The organism is Mesotoga infera, from assembly GCF_900157305.1.
Classification (GTDB): Bacteria; Thermotogota; Thermotogae; order Petrotogales; family Kosmotogaceae; genus Mesotoga; species Mesotoga infera.
The window spans coordinates 387,092-408,217 of sequence record NZ_LS974202.1 but is presented as its reverse complement, the minus strand read 5'-3'; the positions used below and the strand labels follow the sequence as shown (position 1 = coordinate 408,217).

24 protein-coding genes are annotated in these 21,126 nt (G+C 50.4%); 19 read left to right on the top strand and 5 right to left on the bottom strand.

Annotation, left to right across the window (positions count from 1 at the left end):
• Positions 1-6 precede the first annotated feature (6 nt).
• The 6 genes from MESINF_RS01975 to MESINF_RS01950 are packed head-to-tail and all read left to right on the top strand — an operon-like array spanning position 7 to position 4,835.
• The gene (locus MESINF_RS01975; RefSeq protein ID WP_169698288.1) at positions 7-504 is read left to right on the top strand and encodes an OmpH family outer membrane protein; all 498 of its coding nucleotides are present in this window, start codon (positions 7-9) and stop codon (positions 502-504) included.
• Complete coding sequence (lptB, locus tag MESINF_RS01970; RefSeq protein WP_169698287.1) at positions 501-1,223, top strand: LPS export ABC transporter ATP-binding protein; 723 nt, start codon at positions 501-503, stop codon at positions 1,221-1,223. Before MESINF_RS01975 ends, lptB begins: the two co-directional genes overlap by 4 nt.
• Positions 1,223-1,750: a TIGR00725 family protein gene (locus tag MESINF_RS01965; RefSeq protein WP_169698286.1), complete on the top strand. Its 528-nt coding sequence runs from the start codon at positions 1,223-1,225 to the stop codon at positions 1,748-1,750. The genes lptB and MESINF_RS01965 overlap by 1 nt, the downstream gene beginning before the upstream one ends.
• Positions 1,737-3,161 (top strand): glutamate--tRNA ligase, encoded by a 1,425-nt coding sequence (gene gltX / locus MESINF_RS01960; protein ID WP_169698285.1) that lies wholly within the window; start codon positions 1,737-1,739, stop codon positions 3,159-3,161. Before MESINF_RS01965 ends, gltX begins: the two co-directional genes overlap by 14 nt.
• The gene (locus tag MESINF_RS01955; RefSeq protein ID WP_169698284.1) at positions 3,136-3,558 is read left to right on the top strand and encodes a PilW family protein; all 423 of its coding nucleotides are present in this window, start codon (positions 3,136-3,138) and stop codon (positions 3,556-3,558) included. The genes gltX and MESINF_RS01955 overlap by 26 nt, the downstream gene beginning before the upstream one ends.
• On the top strand, positions 3,555-4,835 hold the full coding sequence (locus tag MESINF_RS01950; protein WP_169698283.1) for a HEAT repeat domain-containing protein: 1,281 nt from the start codon (positions 3,555-3,557) through the stop codon (positions 4,833-4,835). The genes MESINF_RS01955 and MESINF_RS01950 overlap by 4 nt, the downstream gene beginning before the upstream one ends.
• Here MESINF_RS01950 and MESINF_RS01945 read toward each other — a convergent pair.
• A complete protein-coding gene (locus MESINF_RS01945; protein ID WP_169698282.1) occupies positions 4,822-5,607 on the bottom strand; it encodes an energy-coupling factor transporter transmembrane component T family protein in 786 nt (261 codons plus the stop codon). The two genes, MESINF_RS01950 and MESINF_RS01945, sit on opposite strands and share 14 nt — an antisense overlap.
• Positions 5,604-5,969: a 6-carboxytetrahydropterin synthase QueD gene (queD, locus tag MESINF_RS01940; RefSeq protein ID WP_169698281.1), complete on the bottom strand. Its 366-nt coding sequence runs from the start codon at positions 5,967-5,969 to the stop codon at positions 5,604-5,606. The genes MESINF_RS01945 and queD overlap by 4 nt, the downstream gene beginning before the upstream one ends.
• Before the next feature lie 566 nt (positions 5,970-6,535).
• Here queD and MESINF_RS01935 point away from each other — a divergent pair.
• The 6 genes from MESINF_RS01935 to rdgB are packed head-to-tail and all read left to right on the top strand — an operon-like array spanning position 6,536 to position 11,366.
• Positions 6,536-7,219, top strand: coding sequence for a zinc metallopeptidase (locus tag MESINF_RS01935; protein ID WP_169698280.1), 684 nt, complete (start codon positions 6,536-6,538; stop codon positions 7,217-7,219).
• Positions 7,219-8,229 (top strand): transcription antitermination factor NusB, encoded by a 1,011-nt coding sequence (locus MESINF_RS01930; protein ID WP_169698279.1) that lies wholly within the window; start codon positions 7,219-7,221, stop codon positions 8,227-8,229. The genes MESINF_RS01935 and MESINF_RS01930 overlap by 1 nt, the downstream gene beginning before the upstream one ends.
• On the top strand, positions 8,226-9,269 hold the full coding sequence (rlmN, locus tag MESINF_RS01925; RefSeq protein WP_169698278.1) for a 23S rRNA (adenine(2503)-C(2))-methyltransferase RlmN: 1,044 nt from the start codon (positions 8,226-8,228) through the stop codon (positions 9,267-9,269). Before MESINF_RS01930 ends, rlmN begins: the two co-directional genes overlap by 4 nt.
• A complete protein-coding gene (gene rsgA / locus MESINF_RS01920; protein ID WP_231936806.1) occupies positions 9,248-10,135 on the top strand; it encodes a ribosome small subunit-dependent GTPase A in 888 nt (295 codons plus the stop codon). Before rlmN ends, rsgA begins: the two co-directional genes overlap by 22 nt.
• Positions 10,135-10,782 (top strand): ribulose-phosphate 3-epimerase, encoded by a 648-nt coding sequence (gene rpe, locus MESINF_RS01915; protein ID WP_169698277.1) that lies wholly within the window; start codon positions 10,135-10,137, stop codon positions 10,780-10,782. The genes rsgA and rpe overlap by 1 nt, the downstream gene beginning before the upstream one ends.
• A complete protein-coding gene (rdgB, locus tag MESINF_RS01910) occupies positions 10,779-11,366 on the top strand; it encodes an RdgB/HAM1 family non-canonical purine NTP pyrophosphatase (RefSeq protein ID WP_169698276.1) in 588 nt (195 codons plus the stop codon). The genes rpe and rdgB overlap by 4 nt, the downstream gene beginning before the upstream one ends.
• Here rdgB and lgt read toward each other — a convergent pair.
• The 3 genes from lgt to MESINF_RS01895 form a co-directional block, all read right to left on the bottom strand.
• Entirely contained in the window at positions 11,320-12,207 is an 888-nt protein-coding gene (gene lgt, locus MESINF_RS01905; RefSeq protein ID WP_169698275.1) for a prolipoprotein diacylglyceryl transferase, read from the bottom strand. The two genes, rdgB and lgt, sit on opposite strands and share 47 nt — an antisense overlap.
• 80 nt (positions 12,208-12,287) lie before the next feature.
• Positions 12,288-13,574 (bottom strand): trigger factor, encoded by a 1,287-nt coding sequence (tig, locus tag MESINF_RS01900; protein WP_169698274.1) that lies wholly within the window; start codon positions 13,572-13,574, stop codon positions 12,288-12,290.
• A 92-nt stretch (positions 13,575-13,666) separates the two neighbouring features.
• Entirely contained in the window at positions 13,667-14,134 is a 468-nt protein-coding gene (locus MESINF_RS01895) for a metallophosphoesterase (protein WP_169698273.1), read from the bottom strand.
• Between the two features lie 120 nt (positions 14,135-14,254).
• Between MESINF_RS01895 and MESINF_RS01890 the strand changes: the two genes are divergently transcribed.
• The 7 genes from MESINF_RS01890 to MESINF_RS01860 are packed head-to-tail and all read left to right on the top strand — an operon-like array spanning position 14,255 to position 21,124.
• Positions 14,255-14,914, top strand: a complete 660-nt coding sequence (locus MESINF_RS01890) for a TIGR03936 family radical SAM-associated protein (protein ID WP_169698272.1) — start codon at positions 14,255-14,257, stop codon at positions 14,912-14,914.
• Between the two features lies 1 nt (position 14,915).
• A complete protein-coding gene (locus MESINF_RS01885; protein WP_169698271.1) occupies positions 14,916-15,674 on the top strand; it encodes a YebC/PmpR family DNA-binding transcriptional regulator in 759 nt (252 codons plus the stop codon).
• Between the two features lie 45 nt (positions 15,675-15,719).
• Entirely contained in the window at positions 15,720-16,190 is a 471-nt protein-coding gene (lspA, locus tag MESINF_RS01880) for a signal peptidase II (RefSeq protein ID WP_169698270.1), read from the top strand.
• Positions 16,165-17,091 carry an RluA family pseudouridine synthase gene (locus MESINF_RS01875; RefSeq protein WP_169698269.1) on the top strand — a complete coding sequence of 309 codons (927 nt, stop codon included), beginning with the start codon at positions 16,165-16,167 and terminating at the stop codon, positions 17,089-17,091. Before lspA ends, MESINF_RS01875 begins: the two co-directional genes overlap by 26 nt.
• The gene (locus MESINF_RS01870; protein ID WP_169698268.1) at positions 17,088-19,784 is read left to right on the top strand and encodes a DNA polymerase III subunit alpha; all 2,697 of its coding nucleotides are present in this window, start codon (positions 17,088-17,090) and stop codon (positions 19,782-19,784) included. Before MESINF_RS01875 ends, MESINF_RS01870 begins: the two co-directional genes overlap by 4 nt.
• A 15-nt stretch (positions 19,785-19,799) precedes the next feature.
• A complete protein-coding gene (locus MESINF_RS01865; RefSeq protein WP_169698267.1) occupies positions 19,800-20,423 on the top strand; it encodes a histidine phosphatase family protein in 624 nt (207 codons plus the stop codon).
• A 5-nt stretch (positions 20,424-20,428) separates the two neighbouring features.
• On the top strand, positions 20,429-21,124 hold the full coding sequence (locus MESINF_RS01860) for a 2-phosphosulfolactate phosphatase (protein ID WP_169698266.1): 696 nt from the start codon (positions 20,429-20,431) through the stop codon (positions 21,122-21,124).
• The last annotated feature ends 2 nt before the right edge of the window (positions 21,125-21,126 follow it).

The window sequence follows — 21,126 nt, the reverse complement described above, 5'->3', positions numbered from 1 at the left end:
GTTTTTGTGAAAAAAACCCTGCAGGTTGTTTTTATGGTAGTTATAATCGCCGTGGTCGGAGTCGTTGTCGTTTCCGAAGGCGGTGCAGGGCCTTCCGATCCCGCGAGGATCGCTTTCGCAGACATGCAGAAAGTCCTTGAGGCCACGAAAGACTGGAATACGCTCAACACCGATTACCAGAAGGATATGCAGTTTTATCAGGCACAGCTGGACAGTCTGAGCAAAGAGTATCAGGATCTTGTGGCTTCAGGAGCGAGCCAGGAGTCGCTGGCCGTTAAGCAGCAGGAGATACTGACGAAGAAAAGCCAGTACGAGCAGACTCTAGAAACCACCTACAACGCGAAGCTTCAGGTAATCATGGAACAGGTGAACAAGAGAATAAGGGATTACTCAACATTTATAGGAATCGATATGGTAATATCCAGCGAAGTCGTAGTCTATGGCGCGCCGGCTTACGATGTCACCGACGCCATAATCGAATACATGAAAGGATTCCAGAAGTGAACAAGGTTTCATACCTAAGATGTCTCAATCTCGAGAAGCGTTATGGAAGAAGGAAGGTTTTGAATAACGTCTCGATAGAGGCATCTTCCCTTGAGGTGGTGGGAATTCTGGGTCCCAACGGCGCCGGAAAGACCACCGCCTTCAAGTCGATACTGGGTATAGTGATTCCCAACTCCGGGGATATCTATCTCAACGCGGAGAAGATTACACACCTGCCGATACACGAAAGGGCGCGCAGAGGGATAGCCTATCTGCCACAGGAAACTTCTATATTTCGCGGTTTGACGGTTATCGAGAACCTCAAGATGGTTTTGAAGTTGACAGGAGAGAGAGATAACAACGAGGAGACCGCTATTAAGCTTCTTGAGGAGTTCAACATTCTCTCGCTAAAGGACCAGCCCTCTTCGGTGATCTCCGGCGGAGAAAAGAGACGACTAGAGTTTGCCAGAACGCTGACCCTTTCACCCTCCTTCATACTGCTGGACGAACCCTTCGTTGGAATAGACCCCATGACGGTGAAAGACATCCAGAAAATGATCAGGAAGTTGAGGGACAAAGGCATCGGAGTTATCGTGACCGATCACGACGTCACCTCTATTAGCCGTGTAGTCGATAGGTTATACGTTCTGTACAAGGGAGAGGTGATTTCCTCGGGAGATCCGTCGGTCGTACTGACCGACAGTGCAGTCGTGGAGAAGTATCTGGGGAGTGATGATTGATGCTGCAGGTCGCGGTGATCGGCTATTCCGGTCCAACCGACAGATCACCCGTCTTTGAGCTCTCTCAGATATGTCATCAGGTGGGAAAAATACTGGCCGAAAGAGGAGACGTTATCATCACTGGTGGAAGGGACGGTGTGATGGAACTCGTTTCCGAAAGTGCCTCTTCACACGGCGGAAGAGTGCTCGGCATTCTACCGTCAAACGACGAGGGAAACGATTACAACCAGATAAAGATCAGAACCGGCATGGATTTCGCCCTCAGGTCGCTGATCATATCGAAATCGGCCGATGCTGTGATCTCGATCGGCGGAGAGGCCGGCACTTTGCTCGAGATACTCTCCTCGTACTCTTACGGAAAGCCTGTTATACTCATGAAAGGGACCGGTGGGTGGACAGACAGGATACTTCCGGTTATGATTGAGGGCAGATACCTGGACAATCGCAGAACCGTAGAAATCAGACAGGCACAAGACATGACCCAATTGCTGAAGTGTTTGGAGGAGGCAGAAAATGGTAAGGTGTAGGTTTGCGCCTAGCCCGACAGGCAATCTCCATGTTGGTGGAGTGAGAACGGCGCTTTTCAACTGGCTTTTTGCGAAAAATCAATCTGGAAACTTTGTTTTGAGAATAGAGGACACCGATACGGAGCGCTCGGAAAAAAAGTTCGAGGATCAGATCCTTACTTCTATGAAGTGGTGCGGACTCGACTGGTCGGAGGGTCCCGATATAGGCGGCCCGTACGGTCCATACCGTCAGAGCGAAAGGGTGGAACTGGGCATATACGACAGGTTCGCCCGTGAACTAGTGGAGAAGGGATCGGCCTACTACGCCGTTTACCACAAAGACGATCCGGAAAATGTACTCAGAACTTCTAAAGAAAAACCGACCGATCTCTCGTCCGATGAGACCTACACTATAAAATTCAAGATACCCGAAGGTATCACTGAATTCTTTGATCTCTCTAAAGGCAACATGAGCTTCGAGAATGAAAACTTCGGTGACTTCGTCATAATCAAGTCGAACGGCTACCCGACTTACAATTTTGCCGTGGTCATCGACGATCATCTCATGGAGATCACTCATGTCTTCAGAGGGGAAGATCATCTCACGAACACGCCGCGCCAGATAATGATGTACAGGGCGCTGGGCTGGGAACATCCCATCTTCATGCACATTCCTCTGATCCTGGGCAGTGACCGCTCGCCTCTTTCCAAAAGACACGGCCACACGAGTGTGGATCACTTCAGGAGTGAAGGCTATCTCAGCGTCGGTCTTATGAATTACCTGGCCCTTCTCGGTTGGACGGTCGATCAGGAGATCTTCGACTACCACGAAAAGGTGAAGGATTTCGTACCCTCCGACATATCCAATAAGGGCGTCGTCTTCGATTACGAAAAGCTTGAGTGGATAAATGGAAAACATATGCGTCTCATGGAACCGGAAAGACTTCTGGCAGAGTTCGGGCTATGGCTTAAATACACGGGCCGCTTCGACTACTACGCCTCCGTCGAGAGCGAACCCTTCTACGCACTGGAAGTCATATCGATGTGTCGGGAGAAGATCAACACGATCGAGCAGCTCTACGATTTCTCCCTACCTTTTTTCAGCGAGGAGATAGACTACCAGGAAGAATACGTGGTCAAATACCTCGAGAACGATTGGAGCAAGGATCTGATCGCCGCTGCCATAAGGAGATTCGAGAGCTCCGACGACTGGTCGGTTGAGGGAGTCGAAAGGGTTATCAGAGATCTTGCCGAGGAAAAGATAACTTCAAAGAAAAACACGTTCCAGCTCTTGAGGGGTGGAGTCACCGGAAGACTGGTAACACCCGGCCTTTTCGAGACTATATCCATACTCGGAAGGGACAGAGTTCTGAATCGTCTGGAGAACCTTCTGGAGCTTATCGAGTATGAAGAAGGGGATTTCTCTAGTTGAGCTCTTGGTCTCTCTTGTGATCTCCGCTCTCCTGCTGATATCTATGCTGAAGGTCTTCGGTATCGTCAATTCTTTCGTGTTTCGCATCTCGAAAGAAGTCCGGGACTCTCTGGCGATCTTCAGGACTCTGGATATGCTCGAGAGAGATCTGAAACTCGCAACGGGCAACTTCTCCTGTTCTACCGATTTCGTGTCTTTCGACGCTTTGGTCGATGGAAAGATAAGAAGGATAAGATACTACGTAAGCAAGCAGAAGATCATGAGAAGATCGGGCAATTCCTACAACGAGGTCATGGAGTTCGACGAGAGCGCCTTTTTTACAAACGAGGGCAATTCGATAAGGCTCACGATAGATGGTCGAGAACTACTTTTCAGAGTGGAAGGTGATTTTCTATGATGCCGAAAGATATAAGGAAACTTCTTCAGGCGATAGAGGAGGAAATAATCTCCAGAACCGAGATGAACTTGAAAGACATGCTGAGCTCGCCTTCATCATACGTCAGGGCACGCGCGATAAAGTCTGCCTCCGACAGGGAGATAATCATCGAGGACCTTGAAGCCTTTCTGGAGGATCCCTCGCCCGAAGTGCGGAGAAGCGTGATAACCTCGATGTCCAGGAGCGGTATCGGACAGGATAAGATACTCCTCTCTCTTGAAGACCCTTCCGACACAGTGAGAAGCGCCGCAGTCAAGGAACTGATAGAGTTCGGTTACGAAGACCTAGACCTGGCGCGAAGGGTCGCTTCCGACCCGTCGAAAAAAGTCAGGAAGACCTTCGTGCTTTCCCTCCTCGAATCGGGAGATACAGAGCTTCTGAAGGAATTCGAGAACGATCCCATCAACGAGATTCAGACTATACTATCGGCCTACCGTGGCGAGCTGGAACTCGACGAGGAGAGGCTCTCTGCCCTACCCAAAAAACTCCAAAAGATGGCCTTCGCCTCGAGGATGACCCAGCGGAATTCGCAGGCAATGAGCGCTCTTCTGGAAAGCCTTTCGAAGTATCGTTCGGCTTCGATAAAGGAGAGTATAATCGACCTTATATCGGTCTTCCCGGAGGAGATAGCCGTCCCGGCCCTGAAAAGACTGCTCGATTCCGATGACAAGTATATCTCCCTGCCTTCGTTGAAGGTTTTCCGCAAGATAAAGGGCTACGATTCACAGCTTCTCGGATTGGCCGAGAGATTTATGAATTCTGAGGACGAAGAATGTCGGTTCTACGGGGCGCAGTACCTGAAGGGTTTACAGGAGCCCTCTTCGGTTGAGATCCTTCATCAGGGACTTGAAGATCCTTCCGATAGGGTCAGGGCTCTCTCTCTGGAAGCGCTGGGCAATCTTAAGGATCAATCTATTGAAACAGTGGTTGAGGAGTCGCTAAGATCGACTTCGTCCCGACTGAAAAAAGCCTCTTTAAGGGCAGTCAAGAAGCTCAGACTTTTCAACTGCAGCGGCCTGATCTCTAGACTCTTGAAAAACAAGAAGGAAGAGGCGGCCGTCAGAATGCTGGCAGCTTCAGTAAGCGGTTTTCTCAAGCTCGAGGATCTGGCCGGCGATCTAGAATCGGTGATTATCGATCTCTCCAACGACGGCAGGTTGAGACTTGCCGCCTCCAGGGCTATGGCGAGGATAAATCCATCGAGGCTGGGAGAGCTTTTCGGTTTCACAGAAGGATAACGCCCAGCAGGGCCATGAAGGCCGTGGCTGTCAGAAGGTTTTCTGGCAATTTCCATCTCGATACTCGTAAGTGAATCCCCGTGCGATTGGACGATCGGAAATGTATCTGAAGGGCCGCTGCAGTGTCCTGCGCCTTTTTCAGCGAGGTGACTATCACGGGTATCACGACCGAGAGCGCGTTCTTCACCTTCTTGAAGAGGCCTCCTTTGTCGAACTCGACACCTCGAACCTTCTGGGCCATTATGATCCTTTCGGTCTGCAAAGATATCAGAGGAATGAAAGTAAGCGTGAGAGAGGCGGCCAGACCGATTTTGGAGCCCCTGGACTCACCAAGCCCCAGTCTTTTGAGTATCCTTTCGAAACCAGTCGAAATCTCGACCGGCGAGGTGGTGAGTGAGAGCGTTGTACCGAAGAGAACCGCGAAAATCAATCTTCCCGACTGTGTGAGACCGTTTAACAGCCCTTCAACGGTAATCCTTACAACTCCCAGGTCGAGCAGCACCCTCCCGGGAGTGAAGAACGATTGAAAGACTAAGACCAGCAAGAGAAGAAACCTGATGCCCCAAAGGGTCGATAGGTACTCCCCTAGGGCAACGGCCGACAGAATATAGATCGCCGTCCAGAGAGCTCCGTAGACGAGAAAGTCGACCGGTTCTTTGAGAAAGAGCGAAGAAAAGGCCAGCAAGATGAAGGAAACTATCTTGGCCGAAGGGTCGATGGCGTGGATCGAAGAACCGGTCGAGATATATCGGCCGGTCGGGACCGTTATCAAATCTCTCCCACCCTGTATTTTGCAGAACTCGTCGGGGTCTCCCAAACGGTGACTTCATATACCCGGCAGTTCTCCCTTTCCAGTTCGGGCGACACTCTTTCGAAGATCCATCTGGCGATATTCTCGGCCGTTGGCTGGGATATGATCTCGTTTATATACGAGTGATCGAGCAGATCGATGGCCTTCGAGCGGGCAATGGCCTTTAGTTCTAGAAAATCAATCACCATTCCCTCCTCGGCGGGTTCTCCTACCACAGTTATTTGTACTTTATATGTATGCCCGTGTAGTTTTTCACACTTGCCGTGATAACTCACGAGGTTATGAGCCGCATCGAAAATGAACTCCTTGGTTACGTAAAACATTTTCATACCTCCTCTTTAGTCTATTGGAAGAGCAGAAAGAGCCGTCCTTCGTCCGGAGCATGCACCCGTTCTTGGAAAGAGCAAAAGAACCGTTCGACGTTCCGACGCTGCGCGTCCAGGTTCTTCGTTAGGAGCGAAAAGAACGAGATCCCGTATAAAAGCATTACGGGATGACAGTCCTTCTTTCTTCCCATCATGCCGGACCCACTTGACGTCATTCTGAGCTTGACTCAGAATCACGGTTTTCTAAGGAGTGGATCCCGGGTCGGAGCCCGGGATGACAGTCCGCTCACGTCATCCTGACGTGCTCCAAGTCAGGATCTCGGTCTTCGCGAAAAATGGGACAGACGTCAGGAGCCCGTCAGTCACCATTTTCGCGTTCTTTCCTCCTTTCCGTCATGCCGGACTTGATCCGCCATCTCACCATTGCTCACCGCCCACCACACAATAGTCGCTCTCGATCCAGCGGCATCCTCTAGACCCTTCAGAAGAGTATAGCATCGAAACGATATCGGCATTTGACCGTCAAATACAACGGATATATAATTTTATATGGAGGTGATTGGATGTTTTGGGATCCGACGTTCATAGTACTGATTCCGGCGATTATTCTAGCGGCTTACGCCCAGTTTCTGGTGAGTTCTCGCTTCTCTCAGTACTCGAAAGTCAGGTCGACCTTCGGCTATACCGGTTCTCAGCTGGCCAGGAGATTGCTGGACAACGCGGGACTTTACGATATACATATAGAGAGAGTCAGGGGGAACCTCACCGATCATTACGACTCCAGAAAGAGAGTGGTGAGACTCTCTCAGGCGACTCACGACAGCAGCTCAATCGCCGCTCTGGGTGTTGTCGCACATGAAATAGGCCACGCGATCCAGGATAAAGAGAAGTACGCCCCTCTGGTTGTGAGAAACGCCGTCGTGCCGGTGGCCCAGCTCGGATCGAGTCTGTCCTGGATTCTCTTTGTCATCGGTCTCCTGATTGTCTCCCCGCTGCTTATAAGGGTGGGGATACTCGTCTTTTCGGCTTTCGTGTTTTTCACGCTAGTAACGTTACCGGTAGAATTCAACGCCAGTTCCAGAGCTAAAAAGCTTCTGGCTTCCATGGGAATGCCTTCGACTGAGCTGAAGGCCGTAGGCTCGGTTCTGGGAGCGGCTGCCATGACTTATGTAGCCTCCACTGCGACCGCCATTCTCCAGCTGTTGAGAATGCTTCTGATCGCAGGGGCTTATGGAAGCAGGGATTGATGCAGACATCACGTTCGATAGCTCTCGAAGTGCTTTCCTTTTTTGACAGCAACGGGTACATTTCTTCGAAAAAAGTGGAGATGGCTATCTCCACTCTTTCATTCAAGGATCGTGCCTTCTGTTCCAATCTGATTTTCGAGACGCTGAGAAAGCGGATCAGAATAGACTACGAACTTTCGAAGTACCTGAGCAAGCCCGGCCGTTTACCGGTGTCGGTGTTGAACGCTCTCAGAATGGGCGCCCTTCAGCTCCTCTTTCTCGATAACGTTCCTCCTTACGCAGCTATTCACTCTTCGGTACAGCTTATAGGCGTCGAAGAGTTCAGGCGGCTCGCCAACGCCGTTCTGCGGAAACTCTCTTCGGGCGGTCTTACTCGAGATGTACCCGCTCACGTGAAACACTCCCATCCAGAATGGCTCTTCGATCTCTGGAGGGGCATCGAGTACATCACTGATCTCGAAGGCCTGATGGAGTATAACCAGACGCCTCCGCTCGAGACGTATTATTCGAAGAGCGGCGAAAGGGCAATGCTCGAGAACGGTTACGTGTTCGAAAAGAGCAAGTTTTCAGATCTCTTCGTGGTCTTTCAAAAAGGCAGACCGGCCGATGGAATCGAGAGACGGGACGAGATGGAGTTCATCCTGCAAAAACCCGGCCTCCCAATTTTCAAGTACTCCGGCAGCCAAACGGCCCGGCTCAACTCCAAGCCATGGCTCTTCCATACACTAGGCAGAGAAAGCCTCATCAGAAGCGCAGAAGAGATCAGGGCGTCAATTGTCGGGAGGCTTAAAGAATCTCCTCTAGAGGAATTCATTTATTACTCACAGGCGCTGAGTCTTGAAGAGAACACCTTGCTGGTCAGAGAGATACCCGGTTATGCCGCCATGCAGATGGGGGCGTTTCTGAAAGATTTCGGGATAGATGGGCTTTTCGACGGTTATGGTTACTGGCTGCTACCCGACTCATCACCGCTCCCCGGTTATATCTGCCTTCTCGGGAGGATCAAATGATAGACTTGCTTTCGACGGGACTTAACGAGTTAAGGGATTTAATGTGCCGGCTGGGCGAGGGAGCCTTCAGGGCCAACCAGATCTTCGACTGGGTTTACAGAAAGAAGATCACCGATTTCGATTCAATGACAAACCTTTCGAAGGCGCTGCGCGCGAAGCTGCGGGAGGAACTGTATTTCCCGCTAATGGAAGTCGTCAATAAGCAGGTTTCTTCCGATGGAACTGAGAAGTTTCTCTGGCGTCTTCACGATGGTGAGTACATCGAATCGGTGCTCTTGAGACATCCCGAACACTTCACTTTTTGCATCTCCTCGCAGGTGGGATGCGCGCTGGGATGCTCCTTCTGCGCCACGGGTGTCGGTGGCTTCACCAGGAATCTTTCAACCGGCGAGATAGTGGGACAGGTCCTGCTCATGGAGAAAGATCTCGGCTCGGAGGTTGATAACATAGTCTTTATGGGAATGGGCGAACCTTTTCTTAATGAGGAGAATCTGTACGCCTCGATAGATATCCTGCATGAACCGGCTGGAAGGAACTTGGGAATAAGACACTTCACGATATCAACCGCCGGCCTTCCGGAGGGAATTATGAGACTGGCCGACTCGGGCAGGGATCTCAGGCTTTCCGTTTCTCTGCACAGCTGCGACGACCGTATCAGAAGTCTTCTGATGCCTGTAAACAGAAGATTTCCACTTTCGACTCTCAGGGCTTCTCTTGATTATTACCAGAGAAAGACAGGAAACCGATTGACTTTCGAGTACGCGCTGGTGAAGGGGATGAACGACTCTAAAGAAGACGTGGAGAGGCTCGTGAAATACCTCGAGGGTCTGAAGGCCTTCGTAAACGTCATTCCGGTCAATCCAGTCGATCGGGAACATGAAAGGCCCGACGAAAAAACGATAGATGAGTTCGTGAAGGCCATAAAATCGAAGGGAATCGAGGCGGCCTTGAGATACGAACGTGGGATTGATATCGCGGCCGCCTGCGGTCAATTGAGACGACAGAAAGGGGGAAGGGTTTGGAAAGAAGAAGGGGAATAGTAGTAAGGTTCGGTAGCAGGAATATGGAAGTGGTCGATCGAGCGTCGGGCGGTAGGGTTCTTTGTTCAATGCCTGGCAAATTCAGGGCGCAGGGAATCAGGCCAATTGTGGGAGACGTGGTCGAATATTCGCTCTCAAGCGCAGGGCAGGGCAGAATAGAGGCGATACTTCCTCGAAAAAGCGAGTTGCCGAGACCGAGAATTTCTAACATAGAGCAAATAATCCTCGTGCTCTCTCTTAGAGAGCCGGAAGTTCCAAACTTCATAACCGATCGTTTCCTGGTCATGTCGAGCATTTCGAAAATCCCGGTCGTGGTAGTCGTCAACAAAATAGACCTCCTCGAAGGGAAAGAGCTTTCGAAGTTCACCGGTATTTATGGCGAATACTACGAGATAATCCCGGTGTCCTCTAAGAAGAAGATCAATATTGAACGGATGCGCGAGGCGTTGAAGGGCAAGATAAGCGCGATGGCTGGCATGTCGGGCGTGGGCAAGAGCAGCCTTTTGAACACTCTCAATCCCGGTCTGCAGCTTAGAGTCTCCGATCTTTCCAGGACCCTCGAGAAGGGACGGCATACTACAACCTACGCCGAGCTCCTCCAGTTCGATTTCGGAGGACTTATAGCCGATACGCCGGGCTTTGCCAACCTCGAATTGCCATCGATTGAAGTGGAAGACTTGCAGGATCACTTTCCCGAACTGGCGCAGGAGAGGGGAATGTGCGCCTTTTCCGATTGCATCCATATAGACGAGCCGGGTTGTTATGTAAAAGAACTGCTGGAAGCGGGGGATATATCCGAAAGCAGGTACGACAGTTACTTTAGAATGACCAGAGAGCTTAAAGACAATGAAGGAGGAAAAAAATAGTGGCCAAAATATCGCCTTCGATTCTAGCCGCGGACCTTTCGAACCTTTCGAGAGAAGTGAAAAAGGTTATCGATGCCGATCTGCTCCATGTGGACGTCATGGACGGAGTCTTCGTTCCGAACATCACCTTTGGCACTCCGATCATGGAGGCGCTCGGCAGGATTGACCACCCGCCGCTGGACGTCCACCTTATGATCGAAGACCCTGGAAAGTTCATCGCCGAGTACGTACAACTCGGCGCAAGAAACCTGCACGTGCATGTTGAAGGGAACCCTCACCTCCATAGGCTAATAACTTCGATAAAGGATCTGGGGGCTTCGGCCTTCGTCGTAATCAATCCGGCGACACCAGTTCAGGCTCTCGAGGAGATACTGCCCTTCGTTGACGGGGTGCTGGTTATGACCGTAAACCCAGGATTCACCGGCCAGAAGTTCATACCCCGGGCATCGTTGAAGATAGAACGGTTACATCGTTTGAGAGATGAGCAAGGATACTCCTACGAAATAGCCGTCGACGGTGGCGTAAGTCTTTCAAATGCGGGGGAACTTGTGGAACGAGGCGCAGACATACTCATCATGGGAGCCGCCGTCTTCAGGACTTCTTCGCCTTCGAAGGTGATCGCGAAGATCAGGGAGATGAAGAGATGAGGCTGTACCTTGTGAGCGGAAATCATCATAAATTCAAGGAGATCGAGCAACTGCTGCCGGAGGGCTTCGATCTGGATCTTATAACTTCGATTATTCCGGGAAAGTCTGTTGCGGAAGACGCCGGCACTTTTTATGGAAATGCTCTGAAGAAGATCGAAGCGTACAGAAATAGCGGTGTGTATCTCCTTTCAGATGATTCCGGCCTCGTGATAGACTCCTTAGGCGGTTTTCCGGGCGTCAATTCCGCGAGGTTCATGGAAGGAGCCTCCTACCGCGATAAAATGCAGGAGATACTCGCCCGTATGAAAGGAGAAAAAAAGAGAACTGCGAGATTCATCTGCGCAGCTCTCTTCTACGATTGCTCCAGCGGTAGCCTTCTGGGAGCTGAAGGCAGCGTGGAGGGAAGGATAGCCCCTGGCATTTCGGGAACGGAAGGTTTTGGTTATGATCCCATTTTTATTCCCGACGGGTACGACAAAACCTTCGGCGAACTTGGATGCGAAGTGAAAAACCGACTTTCGCACAGGGCCATAGCTTTCAAGAAACTCTTTTCACTGGTTTGCCTTTATAACGGGCAAGGATGAAAAGCACGATGCCGGCGACAAACAGGACCACGGACACGACTTTTGCCGTTCTCAGCTCCGTCTGACCTATGTAAAGGCTGTCCAGCCTCAGTCCCTCGACGAAGAACCTGATTGTCGAGTAAAGTATCATGTACAGCGCGGTTACCTCGCCATAATTTCTTCTCTTTTCGAGATACCAGTAAAGAAAAGCGAAAATGGCGATGTTTGCCAGACTCTCGTACAGAAAGGTTGGGTGGAAGTACTCGAACTTCGAATAACCGGGCATTCTGTACTGTTCTGGCACGAACATCTTCCAGGGCAGATCTGTCGGACTGCCGTAGGCTTCGTAGTTCATGAAGTTACCCCACCTGCCGATGGCCTGGGCCAGGGGAAGGACAGCTGTAAAAAGGTCCGTTACCTGAAAGAAGTTGAGTTGAGCCTTCTTTCTCAACTTCACATATAAAAAGGCTACCAACAACGCGGCGAAGAAGGCTCCATGTATCGCAAGGCCTCCGTCCCAGGTTCTGAATATACTCCAGAAGTCGCCCCTGTAAAACTCGAAATTGAAGGCCACGTAATAGAGCCGCGCTCCCATGACTCCGAAGATTATCCCGAGAAAGATCCCTTCTATTATGTGTTCCTCTTTTATTCCTTCTTTAAAGGCCTTTCTCCTGGCAAGAAGATAGGCGGTGATTATCGCGGCGGCTATCAACACCCCGTACCATCTTATCGTGAATGGGCCGAGATTCTCGACAATAATCGGGTTCAGTATCAAATCGCCCCTGAAAACGGCCTTGAGGAAAAAGAACATGACCACTGCAACCGCTATCAAAATTGACGATATTACGATCTTCTTTTTCATAACTCCACCCCCAAAAGATGGTTTCCATCCAGGAGGGAAGGGTCGAAGACCTCTTCCCCGCGGACGGAATCGGTTTGTTTTTACTCTTTTTCTTTTTGCTCGGACTGTTCCGGGGCCTCTTTCTTTGGCTCTATCTCAACGACTTTAGCCCTTTCAACCACTATATCCAGGACTTTGTTTCTAAGAATCGTCGATGTCAGGTCCTCTCTGATATCCTCTCTGGATTTGATCATCTCGCGGGCTCTATCGGCCGACATTCCCCAGTAAGAAGACATCTCTTCGGAGTAGGATACAAGTTCATCCTCTTCCACTTTGAGCCCCTCTATTCTGGCCATCTCCTCGATGAATCTGTTCTTCTTCACTTCATTGATTATCCCCGTCCTGAATTCTTCTACGAGTTTTTCCAGGCTTTCTGCCTGCTTAAGATACCCGTCGTAGCTCTTGTCCTTTTTCGAGTTCTCGATCGCCCTCTGGACGAAAAACCCGATCGTGGATTCTGCTATCTCGATTTCCACAAGATCGTCTATTTTATCCATAGCCTGTTGACGAAGGAAGTCCTTTTTCCAGCCGGCGAAGGATTTCACTCCCTCTTCCTCGATCTTCTTCTTCAGTTCATCGAGGGTCGATAGATCGGGATCGACCGTTCGGGCAAATTCATCGTCGATCTCAGGTAGGCTCTTCTTGAAGACTTCGTTAAGCTCTATGCTGTAAAAATACTCGTTGTCCGATCCTTCGAAAGTCCTGTTGAACTGAATAGTATCACCCCTGGAATGACCGATCAGGTTTTTCACCATCGGCCTGTCGTCCTCCGCAGTGATCTGAACCTCCTGGACCTTCTTGTCGGCGATCTTCTTCCCGTCTTTAATTATGGAGTACTCGATCTTTGCCATGTCTCCGATTTCGACCGGGCCGTCTTTCGGTTCGATGATCGCGTGTTCGTTCCGCAACTCTTCAAGCCTGTTGCTGACATAGTTGGCGACCACCTCGTCTCTTTTTGGTATCATCAGTTCGAGCTCACCGAAATCCTTTATCTTCAATTCGGGCTCTCTGTGGAGTTCAACCTCTATCGAAGCGACATCTCCTTCTCGCTTCTGGCTGACTATGGACGCGGGAATATAGAGCTTCTCCTCCTTGATCTCTTTTTCTATGGTATCGGAAAGGTTCTCGAGAACCATTTCATCGAAACTCTCGTCGAGGAAGTTTCTCACGATACTTACAGGGACCTTGCCCTTTCTGAATCCCGGTATCGAATAGTGCTGGTTCACGTATTTCACAACTTCGCCCTCCGCCTTTTCGACTTCCTCGGGCGTGAAGTAGAAGATGAATTTCTCGATGTTCTTCTCCTTCTTCAAAAAATTCTTTTCCACTTATCTTTCCCTCCATTCAGATTGTTACTTGCTGTCCAATTATACTTATCCATTCCGATGGCACGGTTAAACTGATGTTATTATTGACCGGCTCAAATCTCCACCACCTCGTATGATCGATTGACAGGGTCGAGCAGGACCACGGTAGATCTTCCCGTGAGGTATCCACAGCTCTCCCCTGGATTCAAAATCAATCTGTCGCCCTCCTTGCTCGTATCGATTCTGTGGGTATGACCGTAGAATATGTAATCGGCCATGATGGTGCCGTTCAGGCCGAAAGGCTCATGCATCATCACCACTTTCTTGCCTTCCAGCCACAGAGAAACGGGGCCCGTTCCGATCGAAGATCCAAGAAGATTCTTCAGACCAATCCTTTCGCCGTCGTTGTTTCCAAAAACGACATAGAGCGTACCTTTGTATCTCAACAGTTCCCTCGCGGTGAAGGGAGAGACCAGGTCGCCGCAGTGGAAAACGACGGAGACTCCCCTTTCGATGGCGAGATCGATCGCTCTGGAAACCTTCGGTACATTGTCGTGAGAGTCGGACATTATCATCCACATTTGCGCACCTCTATCTAAAAGATCAATATATCATTGCAAAGTCCTGGAGTATCGAATACAATTATAACTGCACAACTGTCGAACAACAAAGAGTTTCTGTTCAGTCACCTGGAGGGTCTTTTGAGCGCTGGAAAACTTGCGATTCGTTTCTCTACGGGCGGTCTTCTGAGGTTTCTGTCCCATCAGGAGATGGCGACGGCCATCGAGAGGTTGATCCGCAGATCGTCGATCCCAGTTTCCTTCACCCAGGGCTTTCATCCGAGAATGAAGATCAGCTACTCACCGGCCGTTCCAACGGGTGTGGGCAGTCTGGCAAATTATGTGCTGCTGGACTGCGAGAATAGGGTGGATAACGTTCTGGAACTTCTAAAAGCGTATTCGGTTTTCACCTTGAGAGCATTGGGGGCTTGGTATCTACCAAAGGACATAAAGATCGACGATTTTCTTGATTCCTACAGGTTTTCGCTGAGTCTTCCCGCAGAACGCTTCGAGCCATCCCGCTTCAACCCGCAAATGATTGTGGTGAAAAAGACCAAGAACGGGCAGCGTTCTTTCATGGCCGGAGAAGTTTTTCAAAACTTGACAGTAACAACTCTAAAAACCTGCCATATGGTAGAATATTTCCAGCCAACGGAAAGACCGGTACCATCGGAAGAATTGCTGAAGATCCTGTCGAGAGAGGAAACCGCTTCTAACGAAGGGGTATTTGTTTATGTAAAAGAAGGTTACTACAAGAATAGAGCTACGACTAATATTCTGGATGAAATAGGAGGGATTTGAAATGTCCGGTCACAACAAATGGGCGAACATTAAGCACAGAAAAGGTGCTCAGGACGCCAAAAGATCCAAGATTTTCACCAAGATAATCAGAGAATTGATGGTTTCTGCCAGAGAAGGAGGCTCGGACCCCAATACTAACACGTCACTCAGAACGGCCATTGAAAAGGCCAGAGCGGCCAATATGCCTAAAGACACGATGGAAAAAGCCATCAAGAAGGGCGCCGGAGAAATGGAGGGGCAGTCTTTCTCGGAAGCATTATACGAAGGTTACGCTCCCGGCGGAGTGGCTCTTTTGATAAGGTGTCTGACTGACAACAAGAACAGGACGGCCCAAGAGATAAGACACACGCTATCCAAATACGGCGGCACAATGGCCGAGAGCGGTGCGGTTGCCTGGATGTTCGAAAGAAAAGGCGTCATCTCGGTTTCCAAAGAACAGATCTCGGATCTTGAAGAGTTCCAGCTTCTCGCAATAGAGGCCGGCGCCGAGGATATAAAAGACGATATCGACCCCATAGAGATCGTCACCTCTCCGGATACCGCGTCGGACGTCAAGACCGCCCTCGAAGAGAACGGCTACACTCTCTCTTACGAGCTGAGCTATATACCCAGCAACAGTCTCAAAGTATCGGGCTCGGAGGCCGGCCGGCTTTTGAAGCTTCTGGATATTCTCGAGGATAACGACGACGTTCAGGAAGTCTACGACAACTCCGATATAGACGAATCGGAAATGGAAGCGCTGGCAGAAGAGATTGGTTAAGATCGATGGCCCCGGGTGAGGGCGGAACTATCTGGAGTGGTTTTATTGCTTTCAATATTTGGTATGTCTCTGGCACTGATAATCGATCAGGTAACAAAGTACTTAGTAGAGAAGAATATGACGTATTTTCAGAGAATAGATCTGATCGGTGATATTTTCGGTCTCAGGTATGTCAAGAACACTGGAGTCGCTTTCGGTCTGTTCAGTAGCCAGGAGCCGTTGGTTCTAGTTTCTGTCGCGGTCTCGCTGGTCATGGCGATAGTCGTGTTATCTATGGTCTTCGCTTCGAAACTATCCCGGTTCGAGACCTTTCTGATAGGCGTGATCGTTGGCGGGGCGGTCGGCAACAACCTGATAGACAGGTTGAGACTCGGACACGTCGTGGATTTTCTCGAATTCAGAGGCTTTCCGGCGATCTTCAATGCCGCCGATAGTTGTATAGTCTTTGGAGCGATCCTTCTGATCTTATCAATGTATCGAAGGGAAAGACGTGATTCACGAAATACTCGTGACTAACCGGGAGAACGGTTGGCGCCTCGATAAACTAGTTTCTGAGAAAGCTCCTCCATGGATATCTCGTACGGCCATTCAGCGCCAAATAAGAGATTGCAAGGTCTTTGTCGATAAGATCTCGAAGAAACCCGGTTACAGGGTCAAATCCGGCGAATCGATAACCTTCGAACTTCCCGACAGGCCCGAAGCGATGTCGATAGAGCCGGAAGAGATGTCGCTGAAAATAATCTACGAAGATAGAGATATCGTAGTGGTGAACAAAGATCCCGGGGTTATCGTGCACCCGCTCCCCAGCAGACAATCTGGAACGCTGGTGAACGCTCTTTTGAATCACTGTATGGATCTTCAGGGGATCGGAGGCGTAATGAGGCCGGGGATAGTCCACAGGCTCGACAAGGATACCAGCGGTGTGATAGTCGTCGCCAAGAACGATCTTTCTCATATCGCTCTCTCGGCGCAGTTCAAGAACCGAGAAACATCGAAGGACTATCTCGCGATTGTGAAAGGAAAAACTCCGCCGACGGGTAAGGTTGCTTTTTCCATTTCACGCCACCCCGTCAACAGGTTGAAAATGAGGGTGAGCGAGGACGGGAAGGAATCACTGACTTACTACAAAACGCTGGCGACCTTCGGCGGGGAGGCTTCACTGATTTTGGCCAGCCCGAGAACGGGCAGAACCCACCAGATAAGGCTGCATATGAAGGAGATAGGCCATCCTCTCTTGGGTGACGCCATGTACGGCAGGGCGAGGGAGGATACGATATACGGAGTTGAACGTCAGATGCTTCACGCCGCGAAGTTGACTCTCTTCCATCCCAGATCTTCGGAAAAGATGACTTTCATAGCACCGCTGCCCGACGATATGAAAAAGGTTCTGGTGAACCTGTCTGGGATGACGAGATGAAAACGGCCTTCATAGTTACCTCTTACGATCTCTACCAGTCCGTACTGCTCCCGGAGGAGACGGCACGTGAGCTGGAGAGACATGGTTATAGAAGATGCGTCATAATCGACCGGACATTGGCCTCTTTCGTGAAGTGGTCGAAGGTCCTGGCACGACACTCGATAACAACACTCCCGGGAATCAGAGAGGGCGAATCTTACAGGATTGCCAGAAATATGGAAGGCTTTCGCGAACTTATCGCCGCCTCTAAAAGCGAATCCCCCAACATTATAAGGTTCGAAGGGCGGCCGAAAAATCTCGATCCCGCCTCGCCCAATCCGATCTGGGAGACGCGCTATCTGAGCCGGGACAGAAAGAAGTTCGAGATCTACTCGTCTCTTAGGGGAATCGATCTTGACGGAGACTACTCGCTGCCGGACAAAGAGAGATATGAGACCCTCCGGAACGGAATCGAAAGAGAGTCGAACCTTCCCGAAAGCTTTTCGCTCAAGCCCTACACGCAGACTTTCCCCGAGAAGATTTCTCCGGAGAACTTCAGAGCGCTTCTCTCGGGAAGGCTTTCCGACAGAACCGCCGAGGAGAAGTATCTATCTCGACTTGATAGAGAAGTATCGGTCATTTGTCTAAAGAGCATCCAGGATTACTTCATGACAGTGTCAAGAATAGTATCGCTGGCACGGGAGATTGGTTGCTGGATAGGCCCTGGGAGAGGCTCGGCGGCTGGTTCCCTGGTGAGTTATCTTTTGGGTATAACTAGAGTTGATCCCGTGAAGGAAGGACTCTATTTCGAAAGGTTTTTAAGCGTAAAAAGAGACGATCCTCCCGACATAGACATAGACGTCGAAGACCGCATGAGACAGGAGCTTCTTCGGAAACTGAGGGACTTCTTCGGCGACGATCGCTTTTGTTTGATAAGGACCGCCTCGACTTTCGGCTTCAAAGGGGCGGCCCGAGAAATCGGGAGACGGTTGGGAATAGATGAAGCCAGGATCTCGCACCTCATAGACTGGAGCAACGACGGAAAGAGGTTTCCCCGCTCTTTCGAGAGAGACGAGGAGATGAGGAAACTCTTCGATTTGTCGTGCGAGTTGGTGGGCTTTTATTCAGGTTTTTCGATCCATGCCGCCGGTGTGCTCCTGAGCGATGTTCCATTGAATACGATGGTCCCCCTGGAGAGGGAGGGGGAGTTCCAGGTTTCGCTCTGGGATATGGAATCGCTTCAGGCGATGGGATTGCAGAAGATCGATATACTGGGGCTGCGTAACTTGACGCTCCTGAAGAGACTCACGCTGGGCAAGGAACCCTGGGATTTTGGCACATCGAACAGAAAGACATACGAGGTGTTGAAGAAAGGCTACACAACGGGCATTTTTCAACTGGAAAGCCCCTTCGCCACCAAGATAGTCAAATCCATAGACCTCTCGTCAATAAACGACGTTTCAATAGCTATAGCCCTCAACCGCCCCGGTCCGATAAAATCCGGGGTTGCCGATAGATACATCAAGTTGAACAGGGTTCCCGGCGAGCTTGAGAGAGTGAGGAACAGAGACTCGATACTCTCGGAAACGAACGGCTTTCTGGTCTATCAGGAACAGTTGCTGAGCATAGCGGGCAAAGAGCTTGCCCTGAGCCTTGACGATGGCGAACTTCTGAGAAGGGCTATCTCGAAAAAGGACGCAGAAAAAGTCGATCAGATATTGAACCGTGCTGCCGGTTTTAACAGCCTCCCTGACGAGAAGCGGAGAAGTGTTTATTCCTTTCTGATGAACTTCGCTGGTTACGCCTTCAACAAATCGCACAGTCTCTGCTACGCCCTGATCTCTTACTGGTTGGCCTACTTCAAGGCCAACCGGCCCAGCCGTTTCTACGGGGAGATCATCAAAGAGGTCTCCGGACACAACCTTTCCAGGCTCGTGGCCGAGTTGCGAGATAGCGGGGTAGAGATCTCTACAAACGCAGAGACCACTCAAGAAGGCGGGGAGTTATTCCTTTCAATTCCATCTTTGCTTGGATACGGCGAATTGCCGGCGAGGCCCGAAGAGGAGAGCTTCTTCTCTTTCGTCAGAACATACAGAAGAAAGCTACATGCCAAGGATCTCGAGCGGCTTATAAAGAGCGGGTATTTCGATCTTTACGGAAACCGCAAAGAGCTCCTCCGGCAGATCAACAACGCGCTGACTGGTATGGCCCCGGAGTTGAAGTCTATCAGATCGGTCTTCGGCTTCAAAGAAGAAGTTCAGGAGAAGAAGGAGTACGATACCGATATAGAGAGAGCGCTGATGGAGCTGGAAGCATTGAGTTTCAACTTGACCTTCATCGAAGGGCCTGAAATTTCAGATGAGATTGCCGATACAAGCGTAACGGCAGCCCTGGCGAGACTGCAAACGGGGCTTGCGACTTTCAGAAGGGTAGACTACATGGGTAAGAGTTATATAACAGACGGGAGAACATTCATAGAGGTTAACGATTCGCTCCCGATTCAGGGATACGTAGTTTTCAAGGACGGCAAACCTTCGGTGTGGAAGGAAAGTGTCAGGGAAGTCTCTAGGATCGTGTACGGGAGTGTCGATAGAGACTTCATAGAAGATGCGTCGCCCAGGGAAAGCGTGACCATCAAGGTGAAAGGAAAGACTCGCCTTATCCAGAGGGCGCGTCTCAAAGCGCTGGAACCCGACGAAATACTTCTGAAGTGAATTGGGAGGGAATGAATGCAGATCGTTTTCGTAAGACACGGCACCACCTTGTGGAACAAAGAAAGAAGATGGCAGGGAAGTTCCGATGTGCCGCTTTCAGATGTAGGTCGTGCCCAGGCCAGGGTCACGGCCAGGTATCTCCTCGAACACTTCGAAGTTCCGGAGGCGATCTACACCAGCGATCTGTCGAGGGCGTTGGAGACTTCGGAATTTATCGCCGGTGAGTTCGGCAAAGAACCCATCGTTACACCGTTGCTGAGAGAGGCTCACATCGGTCTCTGGAGCGGTGCCGAAATCGAAGAGTCTTTCAAGACTCACGGCAAGCTTATTCAAAAATGGCGCAGCGATCCATGGGCAGATATGCCCGAGACGGAATCTCTAGGAGAGCTGCAGAGACGTTCGGTCGGTTTTCTGAAATACGTTGAGGGGCTCCATAAAGAAGGCCAGTCCATAATAGTCGTCTCGCACGCCCTTTTCATAAAGAGCATCCTCTGTTATGTTTTGGGCATGCCGCTTCAGAACAACTACAGTTTCAACCTGGACAACTGCTCGATATCGACCATATGCACCGGTGAAAGCGGAACGGGCTGGAGGCTCTTCGAACTCAACATCCACCGTCATCTTGCGCAAGCACGGTGATTTGAATGAAGATAAAGGTTAACTTCCTTCCCGCCGAACTTTCAAGAGAGGTTGATCTGGCTGTCGTTGTGGATGTTCTGAGGGCCACGAGCACCATCGTCACCGCCCTCCATGCTGGAGCGAGCCGGGTAGTGCCTGTGGAGACGGTTGAAGAGGCCTTCGCGATGAAGCAGAGAGAACCTTGGGTTCTTTTGGCCGGCGAAAGCGGCGGTCACATGATACCGGGATTCGATCTGGGAAACTCGCCCCTGGATTTCAAGGAGAAATTGGTGAGGGGCAGGGAGATAGTCATGAAAACGACAAACGGTACTTCGGCTGCCCTGCATTCGAAGGGAGCCAGAAAGATCGTGGCCGCATCCTTCCTAAATCTCGCCAGGGTAATCGAAGAGATCAAAAAGGAGTCGGGGTCGGTAGTGATTCAATGTGCCGGGTCTGGAGGGGCCTTCTCTATGGAGGACGTACTCCTGGCCGGCGCCGCCGCTTCAGCTTTCGAGGATCGTCTCTTGGACGACGCTTCCAGAGCGGCTGTGTTCCTTTTCAGGAGCGCAAAGCTTCCTCTCGATCAATTCCTTATCGATAACTGCGACCACGCCAAAAAACTCTTCTCCATCGGTTATTTCGAAGATGTGGTATTTTGTGCTAAAATCAACATGTACGATTTGCTACCCGTCTGGCGGGAAAATGGATTCGTGCGAGGGTAGTT

Excerpts from the sequence above, each read along its gene's own strand:
- MESINF_RS01865 (WP_169698267.1), top strand. The coding sequence starts at position 19,800 with ATGCAGATCGTTTTCGTAAGACACGGCACCACCTTGTGGAACAAAGAA.
- lgt (WP_169698275.1), bottom strand. The coding sequence starts at position 12,207 with ATGAAAAAGAAGATCGTAATATCGTCAATTTTGATAGCGGTTGCAGTG.
- queD (WP_169698281.1), bottom strand. The coding sequence starts at position 5,969 with ATGTTTTACGTAACCAAGGAGTTCATTTTCGATGCGGCTCATAACCTC.
- gltX (WP_169698285.1), top strand. The coding sequence starts at position 1,737 with ATGGTAAGGTGTAGGTTTGCGCCTAGCCCGACAGGCAATCTCCATGTT.
- MESINF_RS01965 (WP_169698286.1), top strand. The coding sequence starts at position 1,223 with ATGCTGCAGGTCGCGGTGATCGGCTATTCCGGTCCAACCGACAGATCA.
- MESINF_RS01860 (WP_169698266.1), top strand. The coding sequence starts at position 20,429 with ATGAAGATAAAGGTTAACTTCCTTCCCGCCGAACTTTCAAGAGAGGTT.
- rlmN (WP_169698278.1), top strand. The coding sequence starts at position 8,226 with ATGATAGACTTGCTTTCGACGGGACTTAACGAGTTAAGGGATTTAATG.
- MESINF_RS01895 (WP_169698273.1), bottom strand. The coding sequence starts at position 14,134 with ATGTGGATGATAATGTCCGACTCTCACGACAATGTACCGAAGGTTTCC.
- MESINF_RS01950 (WP_169698283.1), top strand. The coding sequence starts at position 3,555 with ATGATGCCGAAAGATATAAGGAAACTTCTTCAGGCGATAGAGGAGGAA.
- MESINF_RS01930 (WP_169698279.1), top strand. The coding sequence starts at position 7,219 with ATGCAGACATCACGTTCGATAGCTCTCGAAGTGCTTTCCTTTTTTGAC.
- MESINF_RS01885 (WP_169698271.1), top strand. The coding sequence starts at position 14,916 with ATGTCCGGTCACAACAAATGGGCGAACATTAAGCACAGAAAAGGTGCT.
- rdgB (WP_169698276.1), top strand. The coding sequence starts at position 10,779 with ATGAGGCTGTACCTTGTGAGCGGAAATCATCATAAATTCAAGGAGATC.
- MESINF_RS01870 (WP_169698268.1), top strand. The coding sequence starts at position 17,088 with ATGAAAACGGCCTTCATAGTTACCTCTTACGATCTCTACCAGTCCGTA.
- MESINF_RS01955 (WP_169698284.1), top strand. The coding sequence starts at position 3,136 with ATGAAGAAGGGGATTTCTCTAGTTGAGCTCTTGGTCTCTCTTGTGATC.
- MESINF_RS01935 (WP_169698280.1), top strand. The coding sequence starts at position 6,536 with ATGTTTTGGGATCCGACGTTCATAGTACTGATTCCGGCGATTATTCTA.